The organism is Halorubrum depositum, from assembly GCF_007671725.1.
GTDB lineage: Archaea > Halobacteriota > Halobacteria > Halobacteriales > Haloferacaceae > Halorubrum > Halorubrum depositum.
Map to the genome: position 1 here is coordinate 1,323,958 of NZ_VCNM01000002.1, position 23,944 is coordinate 1,347,901.

The following is a 23,944-nucleotide window of genomic DNA, read 5'->3' on the forward strand; positions in this document are numbered from 1 at the left end:
CGAGCCGGCTATCGGAGCGATCGCCCCGACCGCGTCGTCGCGGCCGCTCATCCGGTGAGGAGCTCCTCGAACGCCGCGCAGTTCTCCGGCGTCCCCACTCCGATGACCGTGTCGCTCTCGCGGAGCGTCGTGTCGGCGCTCGGGCTGTCGATGACCTCGCCGTCGCGCTGGATCGCCACGACGGCGAGTCCGGTCCGGTTGCCGATGTCCGCGCTCTCCAGCGTCTCGCCGATGAGCGGCGATCCCGGCTGGAGCTCGTACCACTCCAGGAGGATGCCGCCGGGCAGGGTCGTCTCCTGCGTGTCGGGCTCGACCGGCTGGAAGTACGCGCCCTCGACGATCGAGCCGATCGTCCGGGCGAGGTCGTCGCCGAACTCGAACACCTTCTCCGAGTCGGCGTCCGGGTCGGGCCGGCGGAACAGCTCGCGTTTGCCCGTGTTGTGGATGACGACGACCATCTCGCCGTCGTCGAGCTCGATCTCGAACTTCTTCCCGACGCCGGGGAGGTCGGATTCGCGGATCGTCATACCGAGGGGAGCGGTGCCAGCGTAATAGGTGTACACGTCGCGGGCGCCGGGCTCGGGCGACGATCGTGCGACGCGCGTGCGACCGGACGCCCCCGACGCGCGACCGCCCCGCACCAAACGCTAAGTGGGGTGAGACCGAGAGGTCGACCATGTGGGGATCCCGGAGGAGCCGGGACCGGCGGACGGTGACCTGTATCGCGTGCGGCGACTCGCTGCTGCGCGAGGACGCGCGCGAGTACGACAAGGAGGGGGACCGCTGGAACCGGCGCGACAAGGAGTTCGAGTACCTCTGTACCGACTGCGACGACGAGCTCTGTCACCAGCCCCGCGACGGGCTCGAGTCGCTCGTCTGTTCCATCGAGGGCGACGGGCTCTCGCGCGAGGAGTTCCTCGGCCGCTACGCCGACGCAGTGGCGCTCGACGGGAGCGACGACGACGCGACCGGGTCTCGCGGCCGATCCGACCGCGACCGGGAGCCGTCGGACCGCGACCGCTAGCGCGCTCCGCCGGCGCACCGCGTCCGACGGCCCCTCCCGCCCCCCGACGGGGCTTTCCGACCCCGACAGGCCTTTCTAACGGACCCGCGTTGGTCCCGGTATGTCAGACGACGAGCCGAAACCGGGGTCCGCCGAGGACCAGGGTCCCGTGACGATCACGCCGGAGCTGGCGGACCGCCTCGCCGACAAGCGGGCGGACCTGTTCGAGGAGTTCGAGATCCCCGACGAGTTCCCGAACGAGGTCCTGCGCGAGGCCGAGACTCGGACCGAGGGCGTGTACGAGGAGATCGAAGCCGAGATCGACGAGCGCGAGGACCTCCGCGACCTGACGACGTGGACCACCGACCCGGTCGACGCGCAGGACTTCGACGACGCGATCTCCATCGAGCGCGAGGAGGGCGCCTACCGGCTGTGGGTCCACATCGCCGACGTCACCCACTACGTCACGCCCGACACGGCGATGTGGGAGGAGGCGGTGAAGCGCGCGAACACCGTCTACCTGCCCGACTACACGATCCACATGCTCCCGCCGGTGCTCGCGGAGACGGTCTGCTCGCTCGTCCCCAACGAGGACCGGCTCGCGCACACCGTCGAGATGGAGATCGACGACGAGACGCTCTCGTTCGAGGACATCGACATCTACAAGTCCGTCATCAACTCCGACGAGCGGCTCACCTACTCCGAGTGTGAGAACCGCCTCGAAGATCCCTCGCTCCCCCTCGGCGAGGAGAACGCGCTCGCCTTCGAGCTCGCCGACCGGATGCACGAGCAGCGCAAGGAGGACGGATCGCTCGTGTTGAACCCGCGCCGCGACCGCGCGCACACCATCATCGAGGAGTCGATGCTGAAGGCGAACAAGGCGGTGACGCACACCCTGATGTGGGACCGCGGCGTCGAGGCGATGTACCGCGTCCACCCGCAGCCGACCCCCGACCAGTGGAGCGAGGCGCTGAAGGAGATCCAGGAGCTCAACGGCGTCTCCATCCCCGGCGACGCGTGGGGCGACGACCCGCGCAAGGCGGTCAACGCCGCCCTCGAAGAGTCTCCGGGGCGCCAGCTCAACAAGATCCAGCGCGCCGTGCTGAAGGTGATGCCCCGCGCGAAGTACATGAACGACCCGTTCGGCGGCCACCACGCGCTCAATTTCGACATCTACGGCCACTTCACCTCGCCCATCCGCCGGCTCTCGGACACGATCAACCACTGGATCGTCCACGAGAACGACGTGCCGGAGACCCTCGTCGAGCTGTGCGACCACGCCAGCGACCGACAGAAGGACGGCGAGACGGTCGAACGCATATACAAGCAGTTCCTCCAAGAGCAGGGGCTCGATCCCCACGCGGTGAACAACCGCGGGATCGAGGTCGTCGACGACGCCGAGGAAGCGAAACACACGGTCTAACGCCTCGACTCGCCCGCCTCCCCTCGCGACTCCCCTCTCCCCGCCTCGGCTCCCCCCACCCGTCTCACCTTCCCTCACCCGCCCCGCCGAAGCGTATAGACCGTCGGAGTCCCTATCGTTCGACATGACCCATCACGACCACGACGAGCGCCGCGCCGCCGATCGGATCGCCGACCGGGACCGCACGCCGGCCGAGCGGGACGCGGAGCGAGCCGCCACGGTCGGCGGGTTCACGGGAGCGGTCCTCGGCGCCCGCGGCGGTCCGATCGGCGCCGGGATCGGCGCTTTCCTCGGCGGATCGACCGGCTACGCCGTTGGCTACGCGCTGAGCGAACTGGAGGGGAAGCGCGACGACCCTCACGAGACGACGCTCGACGACTACGCGACCGGCGACGGGCCGGATCGCGTGGCGGGCGGCAGCCGAGACGACGCCGGCGACGATCATGGAGACGACGGACCGGTGCGGATCGAAGTCGGGGAGGAGGACGACGAGGGTAACGAAGGCGGCGAGGACAACGAGGGCGGCGAGGACGACCACCGGTCCGGGAAGTGACCGGCGCGCGCGACGCTCGTCGTCAGTCCCGCCGGGTCGCGAAGCGGGCGATCGCGGCCGCCGAGAGCGCGCCCGCGACCGCGATGCCGGCGAGGACGAGGAACAGCTCGCGGGGACCGGCGCGGGTGAGGACCCACCCCGCGAGCGCGGCGCCGAGCGAGCCGACGCCGAAGATGCCGAGGTACGTGTAGCCGAACGAGATGCCGCGCGCCTCGCTCGGCGAGTAGGCCGCGACCGTCGCCTGCGAGAGCGGCTGCACGGTGAACAGCGCGACGCCGAGCGCGAGCGAGACCGCGAGGAACGACGCGGTGGTCGCGCCGGCGGGGACGAACAGCAGCGCGAGGACCGCGAGGACGGACATGAGCGCGATCAGCCCCCGCTCCGGGCGGATCCGGTCGGCGATCCGCCCGCCGAGGTACTGCCCGAGGACGCCGACCGTGAGGACGGCGACGTACACGTACCGCGCGAGGTCGAACTCCTCGGCGTACGGGCTCTCGGGGTCGATGAGTTGGACGTCGATCAGCCCGCCGAGGGCGTCCCCGAGGAGGTCCGGCAGGAACGTGAGGAACGTCCGGTAGTAGAGCCCGCTGAACGTGACGAACGCGAACACGATCAGGAACCCCCCGGCGAGCAGGACCCGCGTGTCGTCGACGATCGTGGCCGGCGACACCTCGCCTTTGGCGCCGCCGCTTCCGGCGGCGCTCCCTCCCTCATCCCCGCCGTCGGCGGCCGCGGACGCCGGGAGCGCCGCGTCGACGTCGACGGTGACGCCGTACGCGGCGACGGCGACGGCGGGAACCGTGAGCGCGGCCGCGACGATCCGCCAATCGAACGCCAGGAGGAGCAGCGCGGTCGCCAGCGGGCCGAGGGCGATGCCGAGGTTGCCGCCGATCCCGTGGTAGCCGAGCGCGGTCCCGCGCTGCTCCACGGACTTGGAGAGCAGCGACAGCCCCGCGGGGTGGTAGACGCTCGCGGTGACGCCCCACACGCCGATGGCGAGCGCGAGCGCGAGCAGGTTCGGGGCGACGCTCACGAGGAGGAACGACGCCGCCATCCCGCCGAGACACGCGAGGATGAGCGGCTTGGAACCGAACCGGTCGACAAGGATGCCGCCGGGGAGCGCGCCGACCCCGAACAGCCCGTAGCCGACGGTGGAGACGAGCCCGAGCGTGGCCGCGGTCGTCGAGAACTCCGCGATCCACACCGTCAGCAGGATCGGGATCGAGAGCTCGTAGGTGTGAACGAGCCCGTGCGAGCCGGCGGTGAAGGCGACGATCCGTCTCTCGGCGCGGTCCATCGGCCGACCGTTCCCCGCGACCGGGCATAGCTCCGGTGGTTGCTGCCGGGGTTGCCGGGAGTGACGGCCCCGGACGACCCCCGGACGCCCGCGTCACTCCAGATCCGACGGCTGGGTGCCGACCCCCTCCGGCCAGCCCGTCGGTTGCGCCGCGCTCGGCTCGGCGTGCGACCGCTTCAGCACCATCGGCGTGCGCTCCAGGGAGAGCACGAGCTCGTCGTCCTGGTTGTACGCGCGCAGTTCCGTGGTGACGATCCCGACGTGGTCGCGGGAGTCGGACTCGCGCTTGTCGAGCACCTCGGACTCCGCGAACAGCGTGTCGCCGTGGAAGACGGGCGCGTGGTGGCGGATCTCGTCGTAGCCGAGGTTCGCGGTGGCGTTGGCGCTCACGTCGACGACGCTCATCCCGACCGCCAGCGCGATGACGAAGGTGCCGTCGACGAGGCGCTCGCCGAACTCCGTCTCGGCGGCGTACGCCTCGTTGAAGTGCATCGGATTGACGTTCATCGTGAGGTTGGTGAACCAGACGTTGTCCGTCTCGGTCACCGTCCGCCCGTACGGGTGCTTGTACACGTCGCCGACCGCGAAGTCCTCGTAGTACCGGCCCTCCCAGCCGGCGACGAGCCGGCGGTCGGCGCCGCCGTCGGTCGCGGCGGTCGGATTTCGCTCGTCGGTCGCGTCTGAGCTCCCGCGGTCGTGCGCGTCGGTGTCGCGAACCATACCGCGTACCGAGGGGAACGACCGACAAAAAGAGGACCGGGTTCGCGGGACCCGCCCGCGCGTTACACGAAGTTGAACGAGGTGTACAGCAGCAGCGCGACGGAGACGACGATGACGAGCACCAGCCAGCCGATCATGATCGCGCCCATCTGGCGATGCGAGAGGTTCGTTCCCTCGAGGATCTCTGAGACGCCCATATCCCGACCGATTCGCCGAGAGTATTTAATGGCTTCCAACGGAACGGGCGCGACCGTCTCGTCGTCGGAGTCCGGAGACACGCGATCGCTGTAGGTCCGGGCGAGGACCGGACTAGTGGGTTCCGTACGCATCGCGCACAAGTCAATGATTTTGACCGTGTGTGCCTAATTTTCGGCGCTGATATTTATGCCAGTAAGTACATAAGGTGGCTCCGTTAATCAGAGAGTAACCAGCTAACCGATCGGAACGGACGGCCGTTTCGTCGGTGGACCGCTGGGTTCAAACTATGAAACCAAGCAACCTGTTCAATTCGGACGACCGTGCCGTGAGTCCCGTTATCGGAGTCATACTCATGGTCGCAATCACCGTGATCCTGGCCGCCGTCATCGGGACGTTCGTGCTCGGTCTGGGTGACTCGCTCGGCGACAGTCAGCCGACGGCGCAGTTAGATGCCAGCATCGACTACAGTAATAATAATATTACAGTCGAACACGGTGGCGGAGATCCGATTGCAGCCGGCGAAATGACTATGATTGTCAACTACAACGGCAGCAGCTACCAGTCCAACGGAGCATACAGTGAAAGGCTGACTGTGGGCGACCAGTTCGTGGGAGAAGTTGGAAGCCCCGGTACTACTGTAACCGCTAACGCAGATGAGGAAGTTCGTATCCGAATTATTCATGAAAGCAGTGGTTCAGTTCTTCTTGACCGAACAATTGACACGACTGGTTCTGTCAATATTGGAGACAGTTTCCCTCTCAGCGCAGCATAAGTAATCAATTCTACCGTCATCGGTTTTTTTTTATTTCGCGTTCAATACAGTAGTTAGAGACATACGATGTTACAGAGCTACTGAACTGTACCAAGATGGTGTCGCCCACATCGCACTGTAATTCACTTTGCAACGCCACTCACGAGGGACTGCACTAGTCGAGTTCCTTGCCGACTCCCACACGTCCCGTGCCAGCCGAATCTTCGATCCCGACTCGTCGCAGTAGTGAGTTACCATCTCTGTGATCCGGTCCAGATCGCGCCGGGTTCGCTCATACCTAAAGATACAGACTCGCATGAATCATGGATGTCAGCAAACGGGACCACGCGAGGGAAAGAACGAAGTGAGTGGACTCGCGGGGATTTGAACCCCGGGCCTCTTCCTTGCGAAGGAAGCGATCTGCCGCTGATCTACGAGCCCGCACCCGGAACCAATCGCCGTTCGTATTTGTACCTTACCTTTCGACGACCCGCACGCGGGTGGTTCGCAGGCGACGACGCCCGTCACAGCTCGCGACGAGCACCGCCGATACCGACGGAATTAGATAGCCGGCCGCGCGACGTGCAGTCGAAACGATCCCCTTGCGCGTCGATTCCACTTCTTAACCTGTTTAACGTTTTTGAGACGCATCCCACATTCGTTACTCTTTTGCGTGCGGGCGACCCAGATCCGAGCATGGCAGAAGCGACGGCGACGACGGACCCCGACCCGGCCGCGATCGCGGCCCTGAAACACGTCGGGCTCGTCGGCGGCCTGACCGAGACGAAGGTGTCGTGCGCGGCGCTGGGCGACCGCCTCGACGCCTCGACGCAGACCGCCTCCCGGCGGTTGCAGACCCTCGAATCCGCGGGGTACATCGAGCGCGACGTTGTCGGCGACGGCCAGTGGGTGCGCGTCACCGACGCGGGCGAGGCGGCCCTCCGCGCGGAGTACGCCGACTACCGCCGGCTGTTCGAGAGCGAGGTCGAGCTCGTCCTCCGCGGCGCCGTCACCGGCGGGATGGGTGAGGGACGCCACTACATCACCCTCTCCGGCTACGCCGAGCAGTTCCGCGAGCGCCTCGGCTACGAACCGTTCCCGGGCACGCTCAACGTCGACCTGACCGAGGAGAGCGTCCGGCGGCGCGGCGAGATGGCCGGCATCGACGCGGTCCCGATCGACGCGTGGGAGGACGAGGACCGCACCTACGGCGCGGCCTCGTGTTACGGCGTCACCCTCGTCGCCGGCGACGACCGCTACGAGGAGGTCCACGCGATCGTCCCCGACCGCACCCACCACGACGACGACCAGCTGGAGCTGATCGCCCCCGAGCGCCTCCGCGACGCGCTCGCGCTCGACGACGGCCACGATGTCGAGGTCCGGGTGGCGGCGACGAGCCGGGCGGACGAGCCCGCGGAGGACGCGGAGGGCGCGGACGACGCCGCCGAGCCCGACGCCCCCGAGACGGAGGCGGCCTGATGCGCGCCGACGTCGACGCCGACGGCGACGCGGAGGTCGCCCCCGAGGCCGAGGCCGGAACGACCGCCGACGCGGAGGCCACCGACGCGGCCGAGTCTGTCGAGCGCGCGCTCGCGGCCTTCCGCGCCGGCGACCCGGTCTGCGTCCACGACTTCGCCGACCGCGAGGGGGAGACGGACATCGTCTACCCGGCCGGCGCCGTCGACGAGGCCGCGGTCGCGCACATGCGCAACGACGCCGGCGGGCTGATCTGCGTCGCGGTCGCAGACCCCGTCGCGAACGCGTTCGGGCTCCCGTTCCTCGCCGACGCGCTCGACCACCCCGCGGTCGACGACGACCCGGACTACGACGACCGCTCCTCGTTCTCCCTCCCCGTGAACCACCGCGAGACGTTCACCGGGATCACGGACGAGGACCGCGCGCGGACCATCGTCGAGCTCGCGGGCGCGGCCGCCGACGTCGACGCCGACCCCGCAGGGTACGGTCCCGAAGACTTCGCGGCGGAGTTCCGCGCGCCCGGCCACGTCCACGTGCTCCGGGGCGACCGCGACGGGCTCGGCGGCCGGACCGGTCACACGGAGCTCGGACTCGCGATGGCCGAGGCCATCGGCGCCGCCCCCGCCGCCGTGGTCTGCGAGATGCTCGACGACGAGACGGGCGCCGCGCTGGCGCCCGCGGATGCCGAGGCGTACGCCCGCCGGCGACAGATTCCCTACGTCGAGGGCGCCGCGCTCGTCGAGGCGCTTAAATAAGCGAACGATGCGGTGGCGCGCGCCTCCGAGCGGCCGCCCTCGGCGGCCGCGAGGTGCGCGTGCGAGGGAGTCGCTGGCGCCCTCGGCGCCAGCGACGAGGCTGGGGAGGCGTGAGGTGCGGTTGCGGTCGGGGTGGGACTCAAAGGGGCAGCCGCGAGAGGCACGGAGGCGACGCAAGCACCGCAAGGAAGGAGCGTAGCGACTGACTGAGAAGCGCAGCGAGCGTCCGTGCCTCTCGCGGCTGGGGCTTTGGTGGTGTTCTCCGTCGCCCCAGTATCTACGAGATATAAGTGAACAGCGAGGACTCCGGCAGCATTCGACTCGTAATAGTCGCGTTCTCCGCATGTCGCAGATTTAAGACCGACGGCCGCAACCTCCGGGTATGGGATTCGACGAGATGGACGTCGACACGATCTGGAAGAACGGGGAGTTCCTCGACTGGGAGGACGCGACGACCCACGTTCTGACCCACGCGCTCCACTACGGGAGCGGCGTGTTCGAGGGCGTCCGCTGTTACGACACCGAGCAGGGGCCGGCGGTGTTCCGGTGGGAGGAACACCTCGACCGGCTGTTCGACTCCGCGAAGATGTACGACATGGAGATCGAGCACTCCCGCGAGGAGATCACCGAGGCAACCCTCGAACTCCTCGACCGGCAGGACCTCGACTCCGCGTACATCCGCCCGATCGCCTACTACGGGTACGACTCGCTCGGCGTCTCGCCGAGGGACTGCCCGACCGACCTCGTGCTCGCGGCGTGGCCGTGGGGCGCGTACCTCGGCGAGGAGGCCCTCGAAGAGGGCGTCGACGTGATGGTCTCCTCGTGGCGGAAGCACGCCTCCTCGCAGGTGCCGACGAACGTGAAGACCACCGGCCTCTACGTCAACTCCATGCTCGCGGGCGAGGAGGCCCGGCGGAACGGCTACGTCGAGGCGATCGTCTTGAACAAGGAGGGGAACGTCGCCGAGGGGCCGGGCGAGAACGTGTTCATGGTGAACGACGGCGAGATCTACACCACCGGGCCGGCCCAGTCCATCCTCGAGGGGATCACCCGCGACACCGTCATCGCGCTCGCCGAGGAGCGCGGCTACGAGGTCCACGACGAGGCCGTCATCTCCCGCGGCCAGCTGTACACCGCCGACGAGCTGTTCTTCACCGGCTCCGCGGCCGAGGTCACCCCTATCCGCTCCGTCGACGACACCGAGATCGGCGCGGGCACCCGCGGTCCGGTCACCGAGGAGCTCCAGGGCGCCTTCTTCGACCTCGTCGAGCGCCGGACCGACGACCACGACGACTGGTTCACGTACCTGTAGGCAGGTGGTACGCTCTCGGTCGGAGCCTCTCCGCCGCGCCTGAAATTATCGCCGCCGCCCCACGTTCAGTCGTTCCCGCCGTCCGTCGACGGGCGCTCCGTCTCTCCGGGGGTACCGTCGGTGCGGACGCCGCCGACGCCGCCCGGCCGCCGGGTGCGGTCGTCGGGGGGCGCCTCCTCCTGAACGGGGACCTGGTGAGCGGACTCGGCGAAGCCGGCCGAGAGGACGCGGGTCATCCCCTCCTCGACGGTCTCGCCGGTCTCCTCGATGCGCTCCGGCTCGACCTCGATGACGAAGCCGGTGGTGATGTTCGGCGCCGTCGGCATGAACAAGACGATCTTCCCGTCGCGGGTCTTCTTCCCGGTCCGGAACGCAGTCATGCGGATCCCCGGCCACGTCTCGATGTACACCGGGCTCTGGAGCTCGTCCGTCCCGGAGACCGCCGTCTCGATCGCGAGCTTGGAGGCGTTGTACACCACGCGCAGCGCCGGGATCCGGTTTATCGCACCGTCGACGGCGGACTCCGCGATCCGTCCGAACGTCGTCCGCATGAGGTAGCCGACCGCGAGGACGACGGTCGCGAACACCGCGAGCGCGATGATCACGCGGGAAATCGGCTCCAGCGGACCGGGGATGATCGCCGGCTGCAGCCCCTCGATGAGAGGGATCGAGGCGATGTAGCGGTAGATCCACTGGATGACGAGGAGGAGGACTAGGAGGGGCGCCAACACGATGAGCCCGCTGGCGAAGTCGCGTTTCCACGTGGACATCTATCGGGTGGGTATGCGGCGGCGACCCTTAAGAGGGCTTCTACCGGAGCGGCCGGCGGGCGAGATGACGGGCGGGGAGACGGGCGAGGCGAGGCGACGGGCCGGGCGAGGCGGACGGGGAGAGGCGGGCGACGAGCACACCGATCGCGGGCTCACCGACCCGCGACGGCGCGCAGCGCGAACGTCAGGTTCTCTCTGCGCTCGCGGACGCGACGGTAGAAGTAGGAGAGCCACCTGTCGCCGTACGGCGCGTACTGGACCACGTCGACGCCCTGCGCGGCGAGGTCGCGCTGGGCGTCCTCGCGGACGCCCATCAGCATCTGGACCTCGTAGTCGGTGCCGTGCTCGCGCGCGAGGCGGTCGGCCAGCGAGATCATCGCGGGATCGTGGCTGCCGACGGCGACGCCCCGGTCCCGGCGCTCGAAGAGGAAGCGGAGGTCCTCGCGGTACGCCTCGTCGACGCGCGACCGCTCTTCGTACGCGATCGACGCCGGCTCGTCGTACGCCCCCTTCACGAGCCGGATCGCTCCCGGGACGTCGACGAGGCGCTCGAGGTCCTCGCGGGTGCGCCTGAGGTTGGACTGCACGCACTGCCCGACGCTCCACGGGTAGTCGGCGGCGATCGACTCGAAGGCGTCGAGCGTGGCGTCGGTGGTGTCGGCGCCCTCCATGTCACACCAGACGAAGGCGTCGCGCTCGTGGGCACGGGCGACGATCTCGCGATAGTGTTCCTCGAACAGGTCGCTCGAGACGTCGAGCCCGATCTGTGAGGGTTTCACCGAGACGCAGGCATCGAGGCCGCTGTCGGCGATGTCGTCCAACAGCGAGAGGTACGCGTCGACGTCGGCGCGCGCGTCGGCGGGACTGTCGTAGTGCTCGCCGAGCAGGTTGACGACGACGGCGATACCGTCCTCGTTGCAGGCCCGGACGTGGTCGAGGGCTTCCGGGACGCTCTCGCCGGCGACGAACCGCCGCGCGATCGGAGGGATCATACCGGATCTGAGGGCGGCGACGACTTCACTGTTGTCGAAGCGCGGGTCTCGTGGATCGGCGAGACGGATCCGTGGTTTATATACTCCCGACGGGAGTGGACCGGGTATGATCGGTTCGCTCGTGGCGACGGCGTTCTGGGCGATGGTGCCCGCGTACGTGCCCAACAACGCCGCGGTGCTCGCCGGCGGCGGCCGCCCCATCGACGGCGGCCGCGAGTGGCGCGGGGCGCGCCTGCTCGGCGACGGGAAGACGTGGCGCGGCACGGCTGTCGGCACCCTCGTCGGCGTCGTCCTCGCGGTCGCGCTCAACGCGGTCAACGGCCCCGCGAGCGCCGCCCTCGGCGTCGACCTCCCGACGTTCGCGCTCCCCGCGGCGGTCGCGCTCGCATTCGGCGCGATGTGCGGCGACATCGGCGCCTCCTTCCTCAAGCGCCGCTCCGGCCGCGAGCGCGGCGCCGCGTTCCCCGGACTGGACCAGCTCGACTTCGTCGCCGGGGCGCTGCTGGCCGTCTTCGTCGTCGACACCGACTGGGCGCTGGCGACGTTCACGCCGTCCGTCCTCGTCGTCGTCCTCGCGATGACCCCCGTCCTCCACGTGGTCACGAACGTCGGCGCCTACCTCCTCGGGCTGAAGAACGAGCCCTGGTAGGCGAGGCGGTCGGCCCGTCGCTTGCGGAGGGGCGCGCGTCCGGCCCGACCGCGACCGTCGAACTCGCCGCCAGTCGCCACCGGCGCGCTCCGCTCGCGGCCGTACTACGTGAATAGTTCACAATAAACACGACACAGCACGCCGACGTAGAGACGTGCACACGATCTGACGAGATAACCGATCGTTCGTGGTCGATGTGACGGTTCAGTGAGAACCACGGGAAGATATATATACTCGCGTGCCATTCGTTAGCACGCATGTCTAGTAGTGCACCCAGTTCGGACGACGACGTGCTCGACGAGTTCCTGTCCGATCGCGGCCACGAGACCGAGATCGTACGCTGGGAGCGGTCCTATAACAAACTCCAGTGTCCGGAGTGCGGTGCACTCCACCCCGAGGGAACGGCGCGGTGTGAGGTCTGCGACTGGCGCCCGACCTGACGCTGACGCCGGCTCACGGGCGGTTAGCGGTTTTCTTTCGGTTACACTCGGCGGCAGTATTATGTAGTATCAATCGATAGTGACGACCATGCCGACCTGCCAGAACTGCGGTTCGTTCGTCACGACCGATTACGTTCGGGTGTTCACCCCGAACGAGGTCGATCGCCCCCGCGTCTGCCCCGCCTGCGAGGACCTCGTCCGCGACGGCGCCGACGTTCGGGAGGCGCGCGCGACGCGAAGCAACTGACCTGTCAGGCGACGGATCGTAGCGTTTCGACCGGAACGACCCCGAGCCACGGCGTTTAAGGAGAACCGGGATCAGGGATACACAATGACCGAGCCCACGGTGACGCGACTGTTCGGCGGTCCGGGCAGCGGGAAGACCACGGCGCTGCTCGACCGCGTCGAGGGGATCCTCGAAGACGACGAGGCCGACGTCCGCGACGTGCTCGTCGTCTCGTACACGCGCGCGGCCGCCGCCGAGATCCGCGAGCGCCTCGCGGAGCGGCTCGACGTCTCCCCCCGCAGCCTCCAGGGGAACGTCAGCACCATGCACGCGAAGGCGTACGAGCTGTTGGACCTCTCCCGGGGCGACGTCGTGGGCGAGGACGACAAGGAGGCGTTCTGCGAGGAGTACGGCATCGAGTTCGAGGACCAGCACGGCGGCGCCGGCCGCCGGACCGCCCGGTCGACGACGATCGGGAACAAGATCATCGCCACCTCCCAGTGGCTCCAGCGCACCGAGCGCGACGTCGCCGACTGGTACGACGTCCCCTTCCAGTGGAACGTCGAGGAGGTCCGGCTGCCGCCAGAGGAGGACCCCAACGCCCAAGAGGGGAACAAGTACACCCCGACGTGGCCCTCGGACGACGAGCGGATCGACATCCCCGAGACGATCCGCGCGTGGCGGGCGTACAAGGGCGACAACGACCTCGTCGGCTTCGCGGACATGCTCGAACGGGTCGCGCAGCGCTCGCTCGTCCCCAGCGTCGACTACCTGATCATCGACGAGTTCCAGGACATCACGACGCTGCAGTACAACGTCTTCCAGGAATGGCGGCCGCACATGGAGAAGGTGCTCATCGCCGGCGACGACGACCAGGTCGTCTACGCGTGGCAGGGCGCCGACCCCGACCTCCTGCTGGACACCGACGTCGACGAGGACGTCGTGCTCCCGAACTCCTACCGGCTCCCCTCCGAGATCCTCAACGTCGTCAACGCGGAGATCCGCCACATCGACAAGCGCCAGGAGAAGGACCTCCACCCGCGCAAGGAGGGCGGCACCGTCGAGGCGATCCAGTCGCCGTCGATGATCGAGCTCGTCCGGAACGTCCGGTACACGGTCGAGGACGACGAGGGCGACGTGATGTGCCTGTTCCGCGCCCGCTACCAGATGTTCGACTTCATCGACGAGTTCATCGACCACGGGATCCCGTTCACGATGCTCACGGACGGGCGGATGTGGACCGACCGCGTGCAGGACTACGTCAGCGCGATCGAGAAGACCGAGACGGGCGACCCCGTGAACGGCTTGGAGGCCCGCCGGCTCGCCGACATGCTCCAGGACTCGGCGTTCGGGACCCACGACCGCGACGAGTTCTACGACTTCCTCGACGACCGCGAGGAGGCCGCCGACGCCGACGACGTCTCGCTGATCGAGGTGACGCCCGAGGAGCTCGACGACCACATCCCGTTCATGCCGGACGCCGCGAGCGCCGACGACATGGTCCGGAAGGTGACGAGCTTCCAGCGGAAGTCGATGGGCGCGTACTTCGGCGGCGACTACGAGGGGATGGACCCGACCCGCGTCCGCGTCGGCACAATCCACTCCGCGAAGGGCCGCGAGGCCGACCACGTGTTCGTCGCGACCGACCTCACGGAGAAGGTCGTCGAGCAGATGGCGGCCTCCATCGACGACCCGACCGACGTCGACGGCGTCGAGGAGTTCACGAAGGCGACGAGCCCCGTCCCCGTCCTCACCGACAACGAGCGCCGGGTGTTCTACGTCGGGATGTCCCGCGCCCGCGAGCGGCTCGTGATCATGGAGAGCCTCATCGGCGGGGCGCCGACGCTCCCGATCAGCGTCCTGCTGTTCAACGAGCTCCGCGACGAGACCCCCGAGGAGCTCGTCGAGGAGGTCCAGGCCGAGCTGGCGGTCCCCGAACCGGAGCCGTGAGCGACGGGAGCGGCGGCCGAGACGTCGCGCCCGCCGGAAGCGATCCACACCTCCGACCCCTCCGGACCGATCTCACCCCGATCGTCGAGGCGATCGAGGCCGCCGACGCCGACGCGTTCGTCGCCGTCGGCGACCGCTTCGACGACGACCTGCGGTATCTCACGCGCTTTTCCGGACCGGACCGGGCGTACGCGTTGGTGGTGGTCCCCAGAGGGAACGCCGAGCGCGGCGACAGCGGAGACGAGACCGACGCCCCCCGTGCCGTCTGCTGTGCCCCCGCCCTGTTCGCCGAGCAGGCCGAGCGGGAGTTCGTCGCCGGCGCGAGGGCTCGACACGGCGGTGGCGACGGAAGCGTCGACACCGCCTTCCACGACGGCGTCGCCCGCGAGGTGCAGACCGAGAGCGTCGGCGATCACGCCGGGGAGCGCGCGGCCGCGGCGGTCGCGGACCTGCTCGGCGACTCCGGGGGCGCCTCCACCGTCCTCGTCCCGCCGTCGATCCCCCACGACGCCGCCGTCTACCTCGAACGCGCGGGCAACGAACTCGCGTCGACCGACGCGGTGACGACGGCGCGGGCCCGGAAGACCGACGCCGAAGTCGACCGCCTCCGCCGCGTCCAGCGCGCGACGGCCGCGGGGATGGCCCGCGCCGAGACCGTGCTGGCGGGCTCGGAGACCGTGCCGGCGGGCTCGGAGACCGTGCCGGCGGACTCGGAGGCCGACGAGGCCGAGGCGGGGAGACCGGTCCTCCGCTGGGAGGGCGCCCCGCTGACGACCGAGCGGCTCCGCCGCGAGGTGAACGCAGTCCTCGCCGCCCGCGGCGTCCGCGACGCCGGCAACACCGTGATCGGCGCCGGGCCGTCGGCGGCGGACCTCCACTACGTCGGCGACGAGCCGGTCCGGCCGGGCGAGACGGTCCTGCTCGACGTCTCGCCGCGCGGCCCCGACGGCTACTACGGCGACATGACCCGGACGTTCGTCGTCGACGGCGACGGCGGGTGGGAGCGTCGTGCGTACGTCGCGGTCGAGGCCGCCCGGGAGGCCGCGCTCGCGGAGGTCGAACCGGGCGTCCCGGCCAAGACCGTCCACGGCGAGGCGGCCGCCGAGCTGGCCGCGTACGGGTTCGACCCGAACGCCGACGAGGGAGAGACCGGGTTCACCCACGGCACCGGCCACGGCGTGGGGATGAGCCTCCACGAGTCGCCGTCGCTGTCGGGCGCGGGCGAGCTACGGCCGGGCCACGTCGTGACGATAGAGCCCGGCGTCTACGATCCCGACGTGGGGGGCGTCCGGCTGGAGGACCTCGTCGTCGTCACCGAGGACGGGTACGAGATCCTCGCGGAGTACCCGTTCGGGATCGTGCCGGAAGCGCGCGACGGGCGCGAGTGAGGACGCCTCGGCCGCCGATCACTTCTCGACGGATTCCCCGTCGGACTCCGCGGCGACCGACTCGTCCCCGGGCCGGAACTGCCGGGGGAGCAGCCCCGAGACCAGCCCGCGGAGGATCCGGCCCGGGTCGAGGAAGTACTGGGGGAGCACGACCATCGCGACGGCGACGACCAACAGCCCGGCGCCGAGCGCGAGCTCGCCGGCGAACAGCCGGACGACGGCGTAGTTCGCGAGCGGCAGCGCGAACACGAGCGACGCCGCCAGCCCGATCATGTCCATCAGCCCGAGGTTCATTGGCGGCGGGTTGGCGCCGGGCGTTCAAAAGGGGCCCGGCGGCGACCGCTCGAAACGGGACGCGGCGGCGACGCGACGGCGACGCCGGTGGGGCGGATCGAAACGCCACCCGAACACCGAACCGATATGTGTCGCGCGCGCCCAGTTCCGGTATGTTCACCGGCATCGTCGAGGGCACCGGCACGGTCCGCGACCGGACCGAGACCGCCGACGGGCTCCGACTTCGGATCGGCGTCGACGGGTTCGACGACCTCCACCACGGCCAGTCGATAAGCGTCAGCGGCGTCTGCCTGACCGTCGAGGAGTACGCGGTCGGCGACGAGGAGTCCGACGACGACGGCTGGTTCGAGGTGTTCCTCGCGAGCGAGACGGTCGCGAAGACGTACCTCGGGGAGCTCCGCGAGGGCGACGCGGTCAACGTCGAGCGCGCCATGCCCGCCGACGGTCGGTTCGACGGCCACGTCGTGCAGGGCCACGTCGACACCGTCGCCGAGGTGACGGGGATCGAGCGCGTCGGCGAGGACTGGCGGTTCGCGTTCGCGATCCCCGAGGGCCACGCCGACTACCTCGTCGACAAGGGGTCGGTGACGCTCGACGGGATCTCGCTGACGGTCGCCGAGAAGCGCGACGGCGAGTTCGACGTCGCGATCATCCCGACGACGTACGAGCTGACGACGCTCTCGGAGAAGTCGGTCGGCGACCCGATCCACTTGGAGGTCGACGTGATCGCGAAGTACGTCGAGAACATGGTCGACGGGTACGCTGGATAGCCCCTTTCCCGGCGCCTTACGCGTCCTTCGCGCCCTTCACCGTCTCGCGGACCGCGTCGACGCCCTCGTCGTGAAGCAGGTCGCCGACGACGATCACGTCGCTGTGGGCGGCCATCTCGTTGGCCGACTCGTAGTCGTGAATTCCGCCGCCGTAGAAGAGGGTGGCGTCGTCGAGCGCGTCGTGGGCGGCGCCGACCTTCTCCGTGTCCCCGAAGGTGCCGGAGTACTCGACGTAGACGATCTCCTGGCCGAACATCCGTTCGGCGACCTTCGCGTACGCCCCCACGTCGTCGGCGCTGAGGTCGCAGTCGGCCTGGGTCAGCTGGGCGACCGACGCCTCGGGGTTCAGCACGATGTACGCCTCGGTGTGCGTCCGGTCCCAGTCGAGGTCGTCGATGCGGACCCACTCCTTGTGGGCGCCCGTGATCCAGAAGGGGCCGCCGGCGTTGAACACCGTCGGGATCAGGTAGCCGTCGAGCGCCGGCGAGTCGATGACGACGCCCGGGTTCGACGGCTCCTGGTACAGCGGGACGTCGTACTCGGCCGCGGCGTCGACGACGCGCGTCATCTTCTCCGCGGTGATGTCGAGGGTCCCGCCGATCTCGATCGCGTCGGTGCCGGTGCGGCAGACGTCCTCGAAGGTCTCGCCGTCCCGCAGCTCCTTGTCGGGATCGACCTTCAGCACGTGGTCCCAGTCGTCCCACGGGTTGCTCATCGGGAACGACTCCACCGGGCGGCACCAAAAAGGTGCGGAACCTGCCTCGTCGGTCCGGGGACGGCGACGCTCCTCCCCGACACCGGACGACGCGGAAGGCGGCCGAACGACCCCGGTCAGAGCAGGTCGTCGAGCTCGTCGTTGTCGAACGCGGACGCGGGGTCGACCCGCTCTTCCGGCTCGTCGCGGACCGCCTGCCGGGCGCGTTCGAGGAACTCCTCCACCCGGCGGGAGCGCTCGACGCCGCCGAGCAGCACGAGCGCCGCGATCCGGTCGGAGTCGAGCGGGAAATCACCGCCGCGCACCTGCATCGATCCCGTCTCCTCCTGGAGCCACTTTCGCGCCTTCTCCGCGCCCTTCCGGGAGATGCGGTCGGGGTCGCCCGCGACGGCGACGAGGGCGGCGTCGGCCTCGGTCGCGCTCGGGAGCGACATCCCCGTCATCACCGCGCTTCGGACCGTACTCATCACGGTCGTGACGTTCTCCTCGGCGTCCTCGGCGGCCGGGGCCGAGGCGAACCCGACGGCCGCCATCCCGCCGGCCCGCAGCGTGTTGATCACCTCGCTCGTGTCGACGACCGACTCGGCGACGCCCTCGACCGACTCGCCGGCGGCCAGGAGGAGCCCGACGCGCCGCGCCATCGACTCGTTGATCGCGGCGAAGCCGCCCTCCACCGACTCCCCCGAGGCGCGCCACGCGTCGTTGTCGAGCAGTATCGTCGCGTCCGCCTCCCGCACCAGCGTCTTCAGCGACCGCCCCGCGTTCACCTGGTACATCGCCCCCTCGTCGCGGCCGGGGAGGATGCCGATCGCGTACACCGGGACGTCGTACACCCGGCTCAGCTCGCGGACGAGGACGGGCGCGCCGCCCGAGCCGGTGCCGCCGCCGAGCCCGGCGACCACGAACAGCGCCTCGGCCTCCGCGGTCACCTTCGACGCGAGCGCGTCCAGCACCTCGACGGCGTCTTCGTCCATCACCTCGGCGCCCAGCTCGTTGTCGCCGCCGACGCCGTGTCCGTTCACCCTGGACTGCCCGACGAGGACCGTGTCGAGCGGGAGCGGGTCGAGGTCCCCCGCGGCCGTGTTGACCGCGAGCGCGTCCAGCACCGCGCCGTAGCCGGCGTCGGCGTCGAACTGCGCGAGAGCGGTCGCGAGCTTCCCGCCCGCCTGTCCGACGCCGAGGAGGACTGTCTTCATGATCCGAAGGTTACCAATCCGGCGTATTACGCTTTCCCCCGAGATTTAAGTACGAAATCGAGGCCAACCGGGAGCATGTCGAACGCCACCGACGAGAGAAGCCGGCCGTCGGGCCGCAGAGAGGAGACGACCGCCGAGGCCGACGAGACAGCGGACGCCGACGGACCGAGCGACGTGAGCAACGGAGACCGGCTCGACGAGCGCCTCGGCGCCGTCGAGCGGGCCCTGACCGCGTCCGACGCGACGGTCGCCGACCTCGGCGACGGCGCCGCCGCGGCCGCGGAACGCGAGGCGCTGGAGTCGCGCGTGGAAGAGCTCGAGTCTCGCGTCGAGGAGCTGGAGGCCGCCACGCAGGCGATTCGGGGGTACGTGGGATCGGTTCGGGCCGTCAACCGCGAAGTCGAACGACGAGCCGACCTCGCGTTAGCGAGAGCGAGCCGAGGCGAGGACGCCGACCGAGCCACCGAACGCCCGAGAGACGGGCTCCCCGCCGACGCGGTGCCGAGCGAGGACGCCCTCGACGCCGCCGTGCCGGAGGACGATCCCCGCGCGCCGGAAGCGGCGGATCGGGACGCTGTCGATGGGGAAGACGGCGGGAACGAGTCGCGGCGAGACGGCCCCTTGGACCGACTCCGTGAGTCCCTGTAGGGCGGACCACGCGACGGGTTCGGGGAGCGCGGCGCTGACCGCGGGTGCGGCGCGGATCGCGAGTGCGGCGAGCGAACCGTGATCCGCGTCGTCCTCACGGTCCTCGTCGCCGTCGCCCTCCTCGCGGCCGCGACGCCGGCGCTGGAGGACGCCCGGGCGACCACGACCGCCGAGCGGCTCGAGGCCGAGACGGACCGCGTCGAGCGGGCCGTCGGCGGCCTCGTCGCGGGCTCCGTGAGCGTCGGGGATCCGTCGCTCGCCGCGCGGACGACGGTGATCGTCCGCGCGCCGAGCGGGTTCGGGGCGGCGCCGATCGACCGCGTCGCGCTCGTGGAGATCGGGGACGGCGGCGGGGCGGCGACCGTAGAGTCGGGCGTCACGGACGCGGACGTCGCGCTCCGCTATCGGATCGACGGCGGACCCGAACGGACCGCGCCGATCGCGCCCGGAGGCGTCGATGCGGCGGTCGCGGTCGACGGCGGCGCGATCGCGCTCCGGCCGGGCGGCGAGAGCCGACTGGTGCTCCGCCTCGTCGACGACGGCGGGCCGACCGTCCGGATCGCCAGGGTCGGGTGAGCGTTTATATACGATGCCGGGAGCACGCCCGCCGTGAACCTCGATCTCCCCTCGCTGTCGCGGAGCGGCGACGGCGAGCCGTCGCTGCGATCGCTACCGTGGACCGACGACGAGCGGGACTGTCGGTGTGAGCCGTCGTTCCGAGAGCCGGTCGGCACGGGCGTCGGCGACCGGGTCGTGCTCGCGGTCGACGCCGGGGAGTGTCCCGGCCGCGGCGACCTCGCCGAGAGCCCGGACTGCCTCGCGACCGTCGTCGAGGCGCTCACCGAGCGCGACGCCGACGTGATCAGGACCCGTCACCGGGGAAGAGAGCGGGCGTACGCCGGGCGGGCCGCCGCGTGCCTCGTCGCGGCGGGGCGGTTCCGCGAGCGCGTGGGATTCCACGAGACGCGGCTCGCCGACCGCGTGGCGCGCGATCCGGTCGGCGCCGCTCGGGAGGCCGCCGGACGGGAGGGACCGCCGGCCCGGATCGCCGCGGAGACGGGCCTGTCAGCGGTCGTCGAGAGCGCCGAGGGGGTCGGAGACGCGTTGCGAGCACACGTCGGGCCCCGTATCGCGGCCGCACGGGTCGCGACCGCGCCGCCGCCCGGGGCCGTGCTCGCCGACCGCTGGGAGCTCGACACCGGCGCTACCGTCCGGCTGTACGAGGGGTCGGGACCGCTCCGGACGTACCACCTCACGCCGCCGGTCCGGGAGCTCGACGACGGAGCGATCGACCGGCTCGGCGACGCCAAGCGGCGGCTGCTCGACGATCCGACCGGCGGAGAGCGGGCGCCCGGTCGCGCGGCGCGAGCGGCCGCCGAGGACGGCGACCCCGTCTCGACGCTGGCCGAGGTGCTCCGGCGACACACGCGCGGATACGGCGCGTTCGAGCACGTGTTCGCCGACGATCGGGTGAGCGACGCGACGCTGTCGGCGCCGGTGACCGAGAACCCGCTCCGGGTCGTCGTCGACGGCGAGCGCTGCCGGACGAACGTGCGGCTCCCGCCCGAGGGGGCCGCCACGCTGGCCTCCCGGCTCCGGCGAACCAGCGGGCGGGGATTCTCCCGGGCGAGCCCCACGCTCGACGCGACGCTGGAGACGGACGCGGGCCGCGTCCGCGTGGCCGCGACGACCGACCCCGCCAGCGACGGGCTCTCGTTCGCGTTCCGCCGCGGCGACGCCGAGGCGTGGACCCTCGCGCGGCTCGCGGACGTCGGGACGGTCACCCCGGCCGCCGCGGGGCTCCTCTCCGTCGCCGTCGAGCGCGGCGTGACGGGGCTCGTGGCCGGCGGGCGCGGCGCCGGGAAGACGACCGCGCTCGGCGCGCTCCTGTGGGAGCTTCCCGCGGAGACGCGGTCGATCCTGATAGAGGACACGCCCGAGCTCCCGGCGAGCGCCCTGACAGGCGCCGGCCGAGACGCGCAGCGGCTCCGCGTCGGCGACGGGGCGGAGCCGTCGCCGAGCGACGCCGTCCGGACCGCGCTCCGGCTCGGCGGCGGCGCGATCGTCGTCGGTGAGGTCCGCGGCGAGGAGGCGCAGGCCCTCTACGAGGCGATGCGCGTCGGCGCGGCCGGCGAGACGGTGCTGGGGACGATCCACGGAGAGGATCCGGGCGCCGTCCGAGAGCGAGTCGTCTCCGATCTCGGCGTGTCGCCCTCGTCGTTCGCCGCGACCGACCTGATCGTCCTCCTCGACGATCACCGCGTCGACGCGATCGCCGAGGTGGTCGGTCACGGAGACGGCGCCGCGTTCGACCCGCTGTTCGAGCGCACGGCCGGAGGGCTGACCCCGACCGGGCGGATAGACCGCGGCGAGAGCCGGCTCGTCGAGCGGCTCGCGGGGACCGAGGAGTCGTACGCCGCGGCCAAGGCGGCCGTCGAGGAACGCGGCGAGCGGATCCGCGAGGCGGTCGCCACCGGTCGGACGGAGCCGGAGCGGTACGTCGAGTTCGTCGCCGCGAGCGGTGAGATCGAATGACGGGAACGGTCGACGGTCCGACCGGCGGCTCGCCGACGGCGCCCCCGAGCGAGGACGGCGACGCGGACGAGTCGGCCGAGCTCCGACGCGCGGTCGCGTTCCTCGGCTGGGAGGCTTCGGCCGAACGGGTCGTCGAGCTCGGGTATCGGGTCGGGATCGGCGTCGGCCTCCTCTGCGTCGTCGCGCTCTCGGCTTTCGTCGGCCCGATCCCGGGAGCGCTCGCCGGGCTCGCCGGAGGGTTGGCGGCGACCCACGCGGTCCATAGAGCGCCGGTGTGGCTCGCCGCACTCCGTCGGACCCGGGCGCTCGGCGCGGCCCCCGGACTCGTCGGCCGGCTCGTGTTGCGGATGCGGCTGGACCCCTCGGCGGAACGTGCGGTCCGGTTCGCCGCCCGCACCGGAGACGGACCGCTCGCCGACGGACTGGCGCGCCACGAGCGCGGGAGCGCGGACGGGCCGACGAGCGGGCTCCGGGCGTTCGCCCGCGAGTGGCGACCGTGGTTCCCCGCGATCGACCGCGCCGCCGCGCTGGTCCGGACGGCCGCGTCGGCTCCGGCGGAGCGGCGGGGGCGCTGTCTGGACCGCGCGCTGGACGCGACGATCGCCGGGACGACCGACCGGCTCGCGGCGTTCGTCGGCGAGGTCCGCGGCCCCGTCTCGGCGCTGTACGCCTTCGGCGTGCTCCTCCCGTTGGCCCTGATCGCCCTGCTGCCCGCGGCGGCCGCGTCCGGCGTGCCGGTCGGGTCCGGCGTCGTCGCCGGCCTGTACCTCGGCGTGCTTCCCGCCGGGCTGCTGGCCGCGTCGGCGTGGCTGCTCTCGCGGAGACCGGTCGCGTTCGCGCCGCCGTCGATCGACGGCGACCACCCGGACGTGCCGGAGCGGGGGCGACACGCCGTCGCGGCCGGCGCGCTCTCCGGACTCGTCGCGGCCGCGATCGCCGCACGGCTGGTCGCCGGATGGGCCGCGCCGGTGGCCTGCGTCGGCGTCGGAGCGGGGGCGGCGCTTCTCGTCGGGGTACGACGCCGGCGGGCGGCACTCTCCGAGATCCACGCCGTCGAACGGAGGCTCCCGGACGCCATGACGGTCGTCGGCGGCGACGTGGCCGAGGGCGTCGCCGTCGAGACGGCGATCGCGAACGCCGGCGAGCGGCTCGACGGCGCGACCGGCGACCTGTTCGAACGCGCCGGACGCCGGAGCGAGACCCTCCGAGTCGGCGTTCGGGAAGCGTTTCTCGGCCGCGGCGGCCCCGCCGTTCCGGTCCCCTCGCCGCGGGTCCGCGGCGCGGTCGCCCTGCTGGCCGTCGCCGCGCGAGAGGGGAGCCCGGCGGGCGACGTGCTCCTCGAACTCGCCGACCAGCTGGAGGAGCTCCGCGCGCTCGAAACGGACGCGCGACGACAGCTCGCGACGGTGACCGGGACGCTGACGAACACCGCCGCGGTGTTCGCGCCGCTCGTCGGCGGGGCGACGGTCGCGCTCGCGACGGGGATCGACACCGTCGACGCCGGCGGGCTGGGCGCCGGAGCGACCGCCGGTGCGGACGCGCTCGGGGTCGGGGTTGGGGGCGGGGGTACCGCCGGCGCCGGAGGCGGAGGTGTGACCGAGCCGACCGCGGGCTCCGCCGCCGGCTCCGGCACCGGAACGCTCTCGGTCCCGGTGCTCGGTCGGATCGTCGGCGCCTACGTGCTGATCCTCGCGGCGCTGCTCACCGCGTTGGCGACCGGGCTGGATCGCGGCTTCGACCGGACGCTGGTGGCCTACCGCGTGGGGATCGCGCTGCCGACCGCGACGGCGACGTACCTCGTCGCGTTCGCCGGCGCGGGAGCGTTGCTGTAGCGACCGGTCCGCGTGCTCCGAGCGACCGTTTAAATACCAAGCCGCGGCCAG

26 protein-coding genes and 1 tRNA gene are annotated in these 23,944 nt (G+C 70.8%); 17 read left to right on the forward strand and 10 right to left on the reverse strand.

The window, feature by feature from the left end; all coding sequences use genetic code 11:
- Positions 1-47 precede the first annotated feature (47 nt).
- Positions 48-527, reverse strand: coding sequence for a cation:proton antiporter regulatory subunit (locus FGM06_RS14085; RefSeq protein ID WP_144799859.1), 480 nt, complete (start codon positions 525-527; stop codon positions 48-50).
- 149 nt (positions 528-676) lie between these two features.
- On the opposite strand from FGM06_RS14085, the gene FGM06_RS14090 reads away from it, so the two are divergent.
- The 3 genes from FGM06_RS14090 to FGM06_RS14100 all read left to right on the forward strand — a co-directional run bounded on the left by FGM06_RS14090 (position 677) and on the right by FGM06_RS14100 (position 2,979).
- A complete protein-coding gene (locus FGM06_RS14090) occupies positions 677-1,024 on the forward strand; it encodes a DUF7562 family protein (protein WP_144799860.1) in 348 nt (115 codons plus the stop codon).
- A 100-nt stretch (positions 1,025-1,124) separates the two neighbouring features.
- The gene (locus FGM06_RS14095) at positions 1,125-2,426 is read left to right on the forward strand and encodes an RNB domain-containing ribonuclease (RefSeq protein WP_144799861.1); all 1,302 of its coding nucleotides are present in this window, start codon (positions 1,125-1,127) and stop codon (positions 2,424-2,426) included.
- Between the two features lie 124 nt (positions 2,427-2,550).
- The gene (locus FGM06_RS14100; RefSeq protein ID WP_144799862.1) at positions 2,551-2,979 is read left to right on the forward strand and encodes a hypothetical protein; all 429 of its coding nucleotides are present in this window, start codon (positions 2,551-2,553) and stop codon (positions 2,977-2,979) included.
- A gap of 22 nt (positions 2,980-3,001) precedes the next feature.
- Here the strand turns inward: FGM06_RS14100 and FGM06_RS14105 are convergent, their stop codons facing one another.
- The 3 genes from FGM06_RS14105 to FGM06_RS16380 all read right to left on the reverse strand — a co-directional run bounded on the left by FGM06_RS14105 (position 3,002) and on the right by FGM06_RS16380 (position 5,193).
- The gene (locus FGM06_RS14105) at positions 3,002-4,276 is read right to left on the reverse strand and encodes an MFS transporter (RefSeq protein WP_144799863.1); all 1,275 of its coding nucleotides are present in this window, start codon (positions 4,274-4,276) and stop codon (positions 3,002-3,004) included.
- Positions 4,277-4,369: 93 nt separating this feature from the next.
- On the reverse strand, positions 4,370-4,996 hold the full coding sequence (locus tag FGM06_RS14110; protein WP_144799864.1) for a MaoC family dehydratase: 627 nt from the start codon (positions 4,994-4,996) through the stop codon (positions 4,370-4,372).
- 62 nt (positions 4,997-5,058) lie between these two features.
- A complete protein-coding gene (locus tag FGM06_RS16380) occupies positions 5,059-5,193 on the reverse strand; it encodes a hypothetical protein (RefSeq protein WP_277752407.1) in 135 nt (44 codons plus the stop codon).
- 353 nt (positions 5,194-5,546) lie between these two features.
- Between FGM06_RS16380 and FGM06_RS14115 the strand changes: the two genes are divergently transcribed.
- Positions 5,547-5,966, forward strand: coding sequence for a type IV pilin (locus tag FGM06_RS14115; RefSeq protein WP_449405049.1), 420 nt, complete (start codon positions 5,547-5,549; stop codon positions 5,964-5,966).
- Between the two features lie 348 nt (positions 5,967-6,314).
- On the opposite strand, the gene FGM06_RS14120 is transcribed toward FGM06_RS14115, so the two are convergent.
- Positions 6,315-6,386 (reverse strand) — tRNA-Ala (locus tag FGM06_RS14120).
- A 255-nt stretch (positions 6,387-6,641) separates the two neighbouring features.
- Between FGM06_RS14120 and FGM06_RS14125 the strand changes: the two genes are divergently transcribed.
- The 3 genes from FGM06_RS14125 to FGM06_RS14135 all read left to right on the forward strand — a co-directional run bounded on the left by FGM06_RS14125 (position 6,642) and on the right by FGM06_RS14135 (position 9,488).
- The gene (locus FGM06_RS14125; RefSeq protein WP_144799866.1) at positions 6,642-7,424 is read left to right on the forward strand and encodes a DUF120 domain-containing protein; all 783 of its coding nucleotides are present in this window, start codon (positions 6,642-6,644) and stop codon (positions 7,422-7,424) included.
- A complete protein-coding gene (gene ribB / locus FGM06_RS14130; RefSeq protein ID WP_144799867.1) occupies positions 7,424-8,176 on the forward strand; it encodes a 3,4-dihydroxy-2-butanone-4-phosphate synthase in 753 nt (250 codons plus the stop codon). Before FGM06_RS14125 ends, ribB begins: the two co-directional genes overlap by 1 nt.
- A gap of 382 nt (positions 8,177-8,558) precedes the next feature.
- Entirely contained in the window at positions 8,559-9,488 is a 930-nt protein-coding gene (locus tag FGM06_RS14135) for a branched-chain amino acid transaminase (RefSeq protein ID WP_144799868.1), read from the forward strand.
- A 65-nt stretch (positions 9,489-9,553) separates the two neighbouring features.
- Here the strand turns inward: FGM06_RS14135 and FGM06_RS14140 are convergent, their stop codons facing one another.
- Together FGM06_RS14140 and FGM06_RS14145 are read right to left on the reverse strand one after the other, a co-directional pair.
- Positions 9,554-10,258 (reverse strand): DUF502 domain-containing protein, encoded by a 705-nt coding sequence (locus FGM06_RS14140; protein ID WP_144799869.1) that lies wholly within the window; start codon positions 10,256-10,258, stop codon positions 9,554-9,556.
- Positions 10,259-10,410: 152 nt separating this feature from the next.
- On the reverse strand, positions 10,411-11,250 hold the full coding sequence (locus tag FGM06_RS14145) for a proline dehydrogenase family protein (RefSeq protein WP_144799870.1): 840 nt from the start codon (positions 11,248-11,250) through the stop codon (positions 10,411-10,413).
- A 106-nt stretch (positions 11,251-11,356) separates the two neighbouring features.
- Between FGM06_RS14145 and FGM06_RS14150 the strand changes: the two genes are divergently transcribed.
- From FGM06_RS14150 to FGM06_RS14165, 5 genes are all read left to right on the forward strand, one after another.
- Positions 11,357-11,899, forward strand: a complete 543-nt coding sequence (locus FGM06_RS14150) for a CDP-2,3-bis-(O-geranylgeranyl)-sn-glycerol synthase (protein WP_144799871.1) — start codon at positions 11,357-11,359, stop codon at positions 11,897-11,899.
- 257 nt (positions 11,900-12,156) lie between these two features.
- Entirely contained in the window at positions 12,157-12,339 is a 183-nt protein-coding gene (locus FGM06_RS14155; protein WP_144799872.1) for an HVO_0416 family zinc finger protein, read from the forward strand.
- Positions 12,340-12,427: 88 nt separating this feature from the next.
- Positions 12,428-12,586 carry a DUF7563 family protein gene (locus FGM06_RS16120; protein WP_008002314.1) on the forward strand — a complete coding sequence of 53 codons (159 nt, stop codon included), beginning with the start codon at positions 12,428-12,430 and terminating at the stop codon, positions 12,584-12,586.
- Between the two features lie 84 nt (positions 12,587-12,670).
- On the forward strand, positions 12,671-14,515 hold the full coding sequence (locus FGM06_RS14160) for a UvrD-helicase domain-containing protein (RefSeq protein WP_144799873.1): 1,845 nt from the start codon (positions 12,671-12,673) through the stop codon (positions 14,513-14,515).
- Positions 14,512-15,903, forward strand: a complete 1,392-nt coding sequence (locus FGM06_RS14165; RefSeq protein ID WP_144799874.1) for a M24 family metallopeptidase — start codon at positions 14,512-14,514, stop codon at positions 15,901-15,903. The genes FGM06_RS14160 and FGM06_RS14165 overlap by 4 nt, the downstream gene beginning before the upstream one ends.
- 18 nt (positions 15,904-15,921) lie before the next feature.
- Here FGM06_RS14165 and FGM06_RS14170 read toward each other — a convergent pair whose 3' ends face one another.
- The gene (locus tag FGM06_RS14170) at positions 15,922-16,197 is read right to left on the reverse strand and encodes a DUF7533 family protein (RefSeq protein ID WP_144799875.1); all 276 of its coding nucleotides are present in this window, start codon (positions 16,195-16,197) and stop codon (positions 15,922-15,924) included.
- Positions 16,198-16,349: 152 nt separating this feature from the next.
- On the opposite strand from FGM06_RS14170, the gene FGM06_RS14175 reads away from it, so the two are divergent.
- A complete protein-coding gene (locus FGM06_RS14175; protein ID WP_144799876.1) occupies positions 16,350-16,967 on the forward strand; it encodes a riboflavin synthase in 618 nt (205 codons plus the stop codon).
- 16 nt (positions 16,968-16,983) lie between these two features.
- Here FGM06_RS14175 and FGM06_RS14180 read toward each other — a convergent pair whose 3' ends face one another.
- Both FGM06_RS14180 and FGM06_RS14185 read right to left on the reverse strand, forming a co-directional pair.
- Positions 16,984-17,682, reverse strand: a complete 699-nt coding sequence (locus FGM06_RS14180; protein ID WP_144799877.1) for a phosphoglycerol geranylgeranyltransferase — start codon at positions 17,680-17,682, stop codon at positions 16,984-16,986.
- A 116-nt stretch (positions 17,683-17,798) separates the two neighbouring features.
- Positions 17,799-18,878, reverse strand: a complete 1,080-nt coding sequence (locus FGM06_RS14185) for a tubulin/FtsZ family protein (RefSeq protein WP_144799878.1) — start codon at positions 18,876-18,878, stop codon at positions 17,799-17,801.
- 75 nt (positions 18,879-18,953) lie between these two features.
- On the opposite strand from FGM06_RS14185, the gene FGM06_RS16125 reads away from it, so the two are divergent.
- From FGM06_RS16125 to FGM06_RS14205, 4 genes are all read left to right on the forward strand, one after another.
- Positions 18,954-19,526 carry a DUF7310 family coiled-coil domain-containing protein gene (locus tag FGM06_RS16125; protein WP_186311029.1) on the forward strand — a complete coding sequence of 191 codons (573 nt, stop codon included), beginning with the start codon at positions 18,954-18,956 and terminating at the stop codon, positions 19,524-19,526.
- A gap of 78 nt (positions 19,527-19,604) precedes the next feature.
- Positions 19,605-20,102 (forward strand): DUF7311 family protein, encoded by a 498-nt coding sequence (locus FGM06_RS14195; RefSeq protein WP_144799879.1) that lies wholly within the window; start codon positions 19,605-19,607, stop codon positions 20,100-20,102.
- Between the two features lie 33 nt (positions 20,103-20,135).
- Positions 20,136-22,061 carry an ATPase, T2SS/T4P/T4SS family gene (locus FGM06_RS14200; RefSeq protein ID WP_144799880.1) on the forward strand — a complete coding sequence of 642 codons (1,926 nt, stop codon included), beginning with the start codon at positions 20,136-20,138 and terminating at the stop codon, positions 22,059-22,061.
- Entirely contained in the window at positions 22,058-23,893 is a 1,836-nt protein-coding gene (locus tag FGM06_RS14205; protein WP_144799881.1) for a type II secretion system protein, read from the forward strand. Before FGM06_RS14200 ends, FGM06_RS14205 begins: the two co-directional genes overlap by 4 nt.
- Positions 23,894-23,944: the final 51 nt, after the last annotated feature.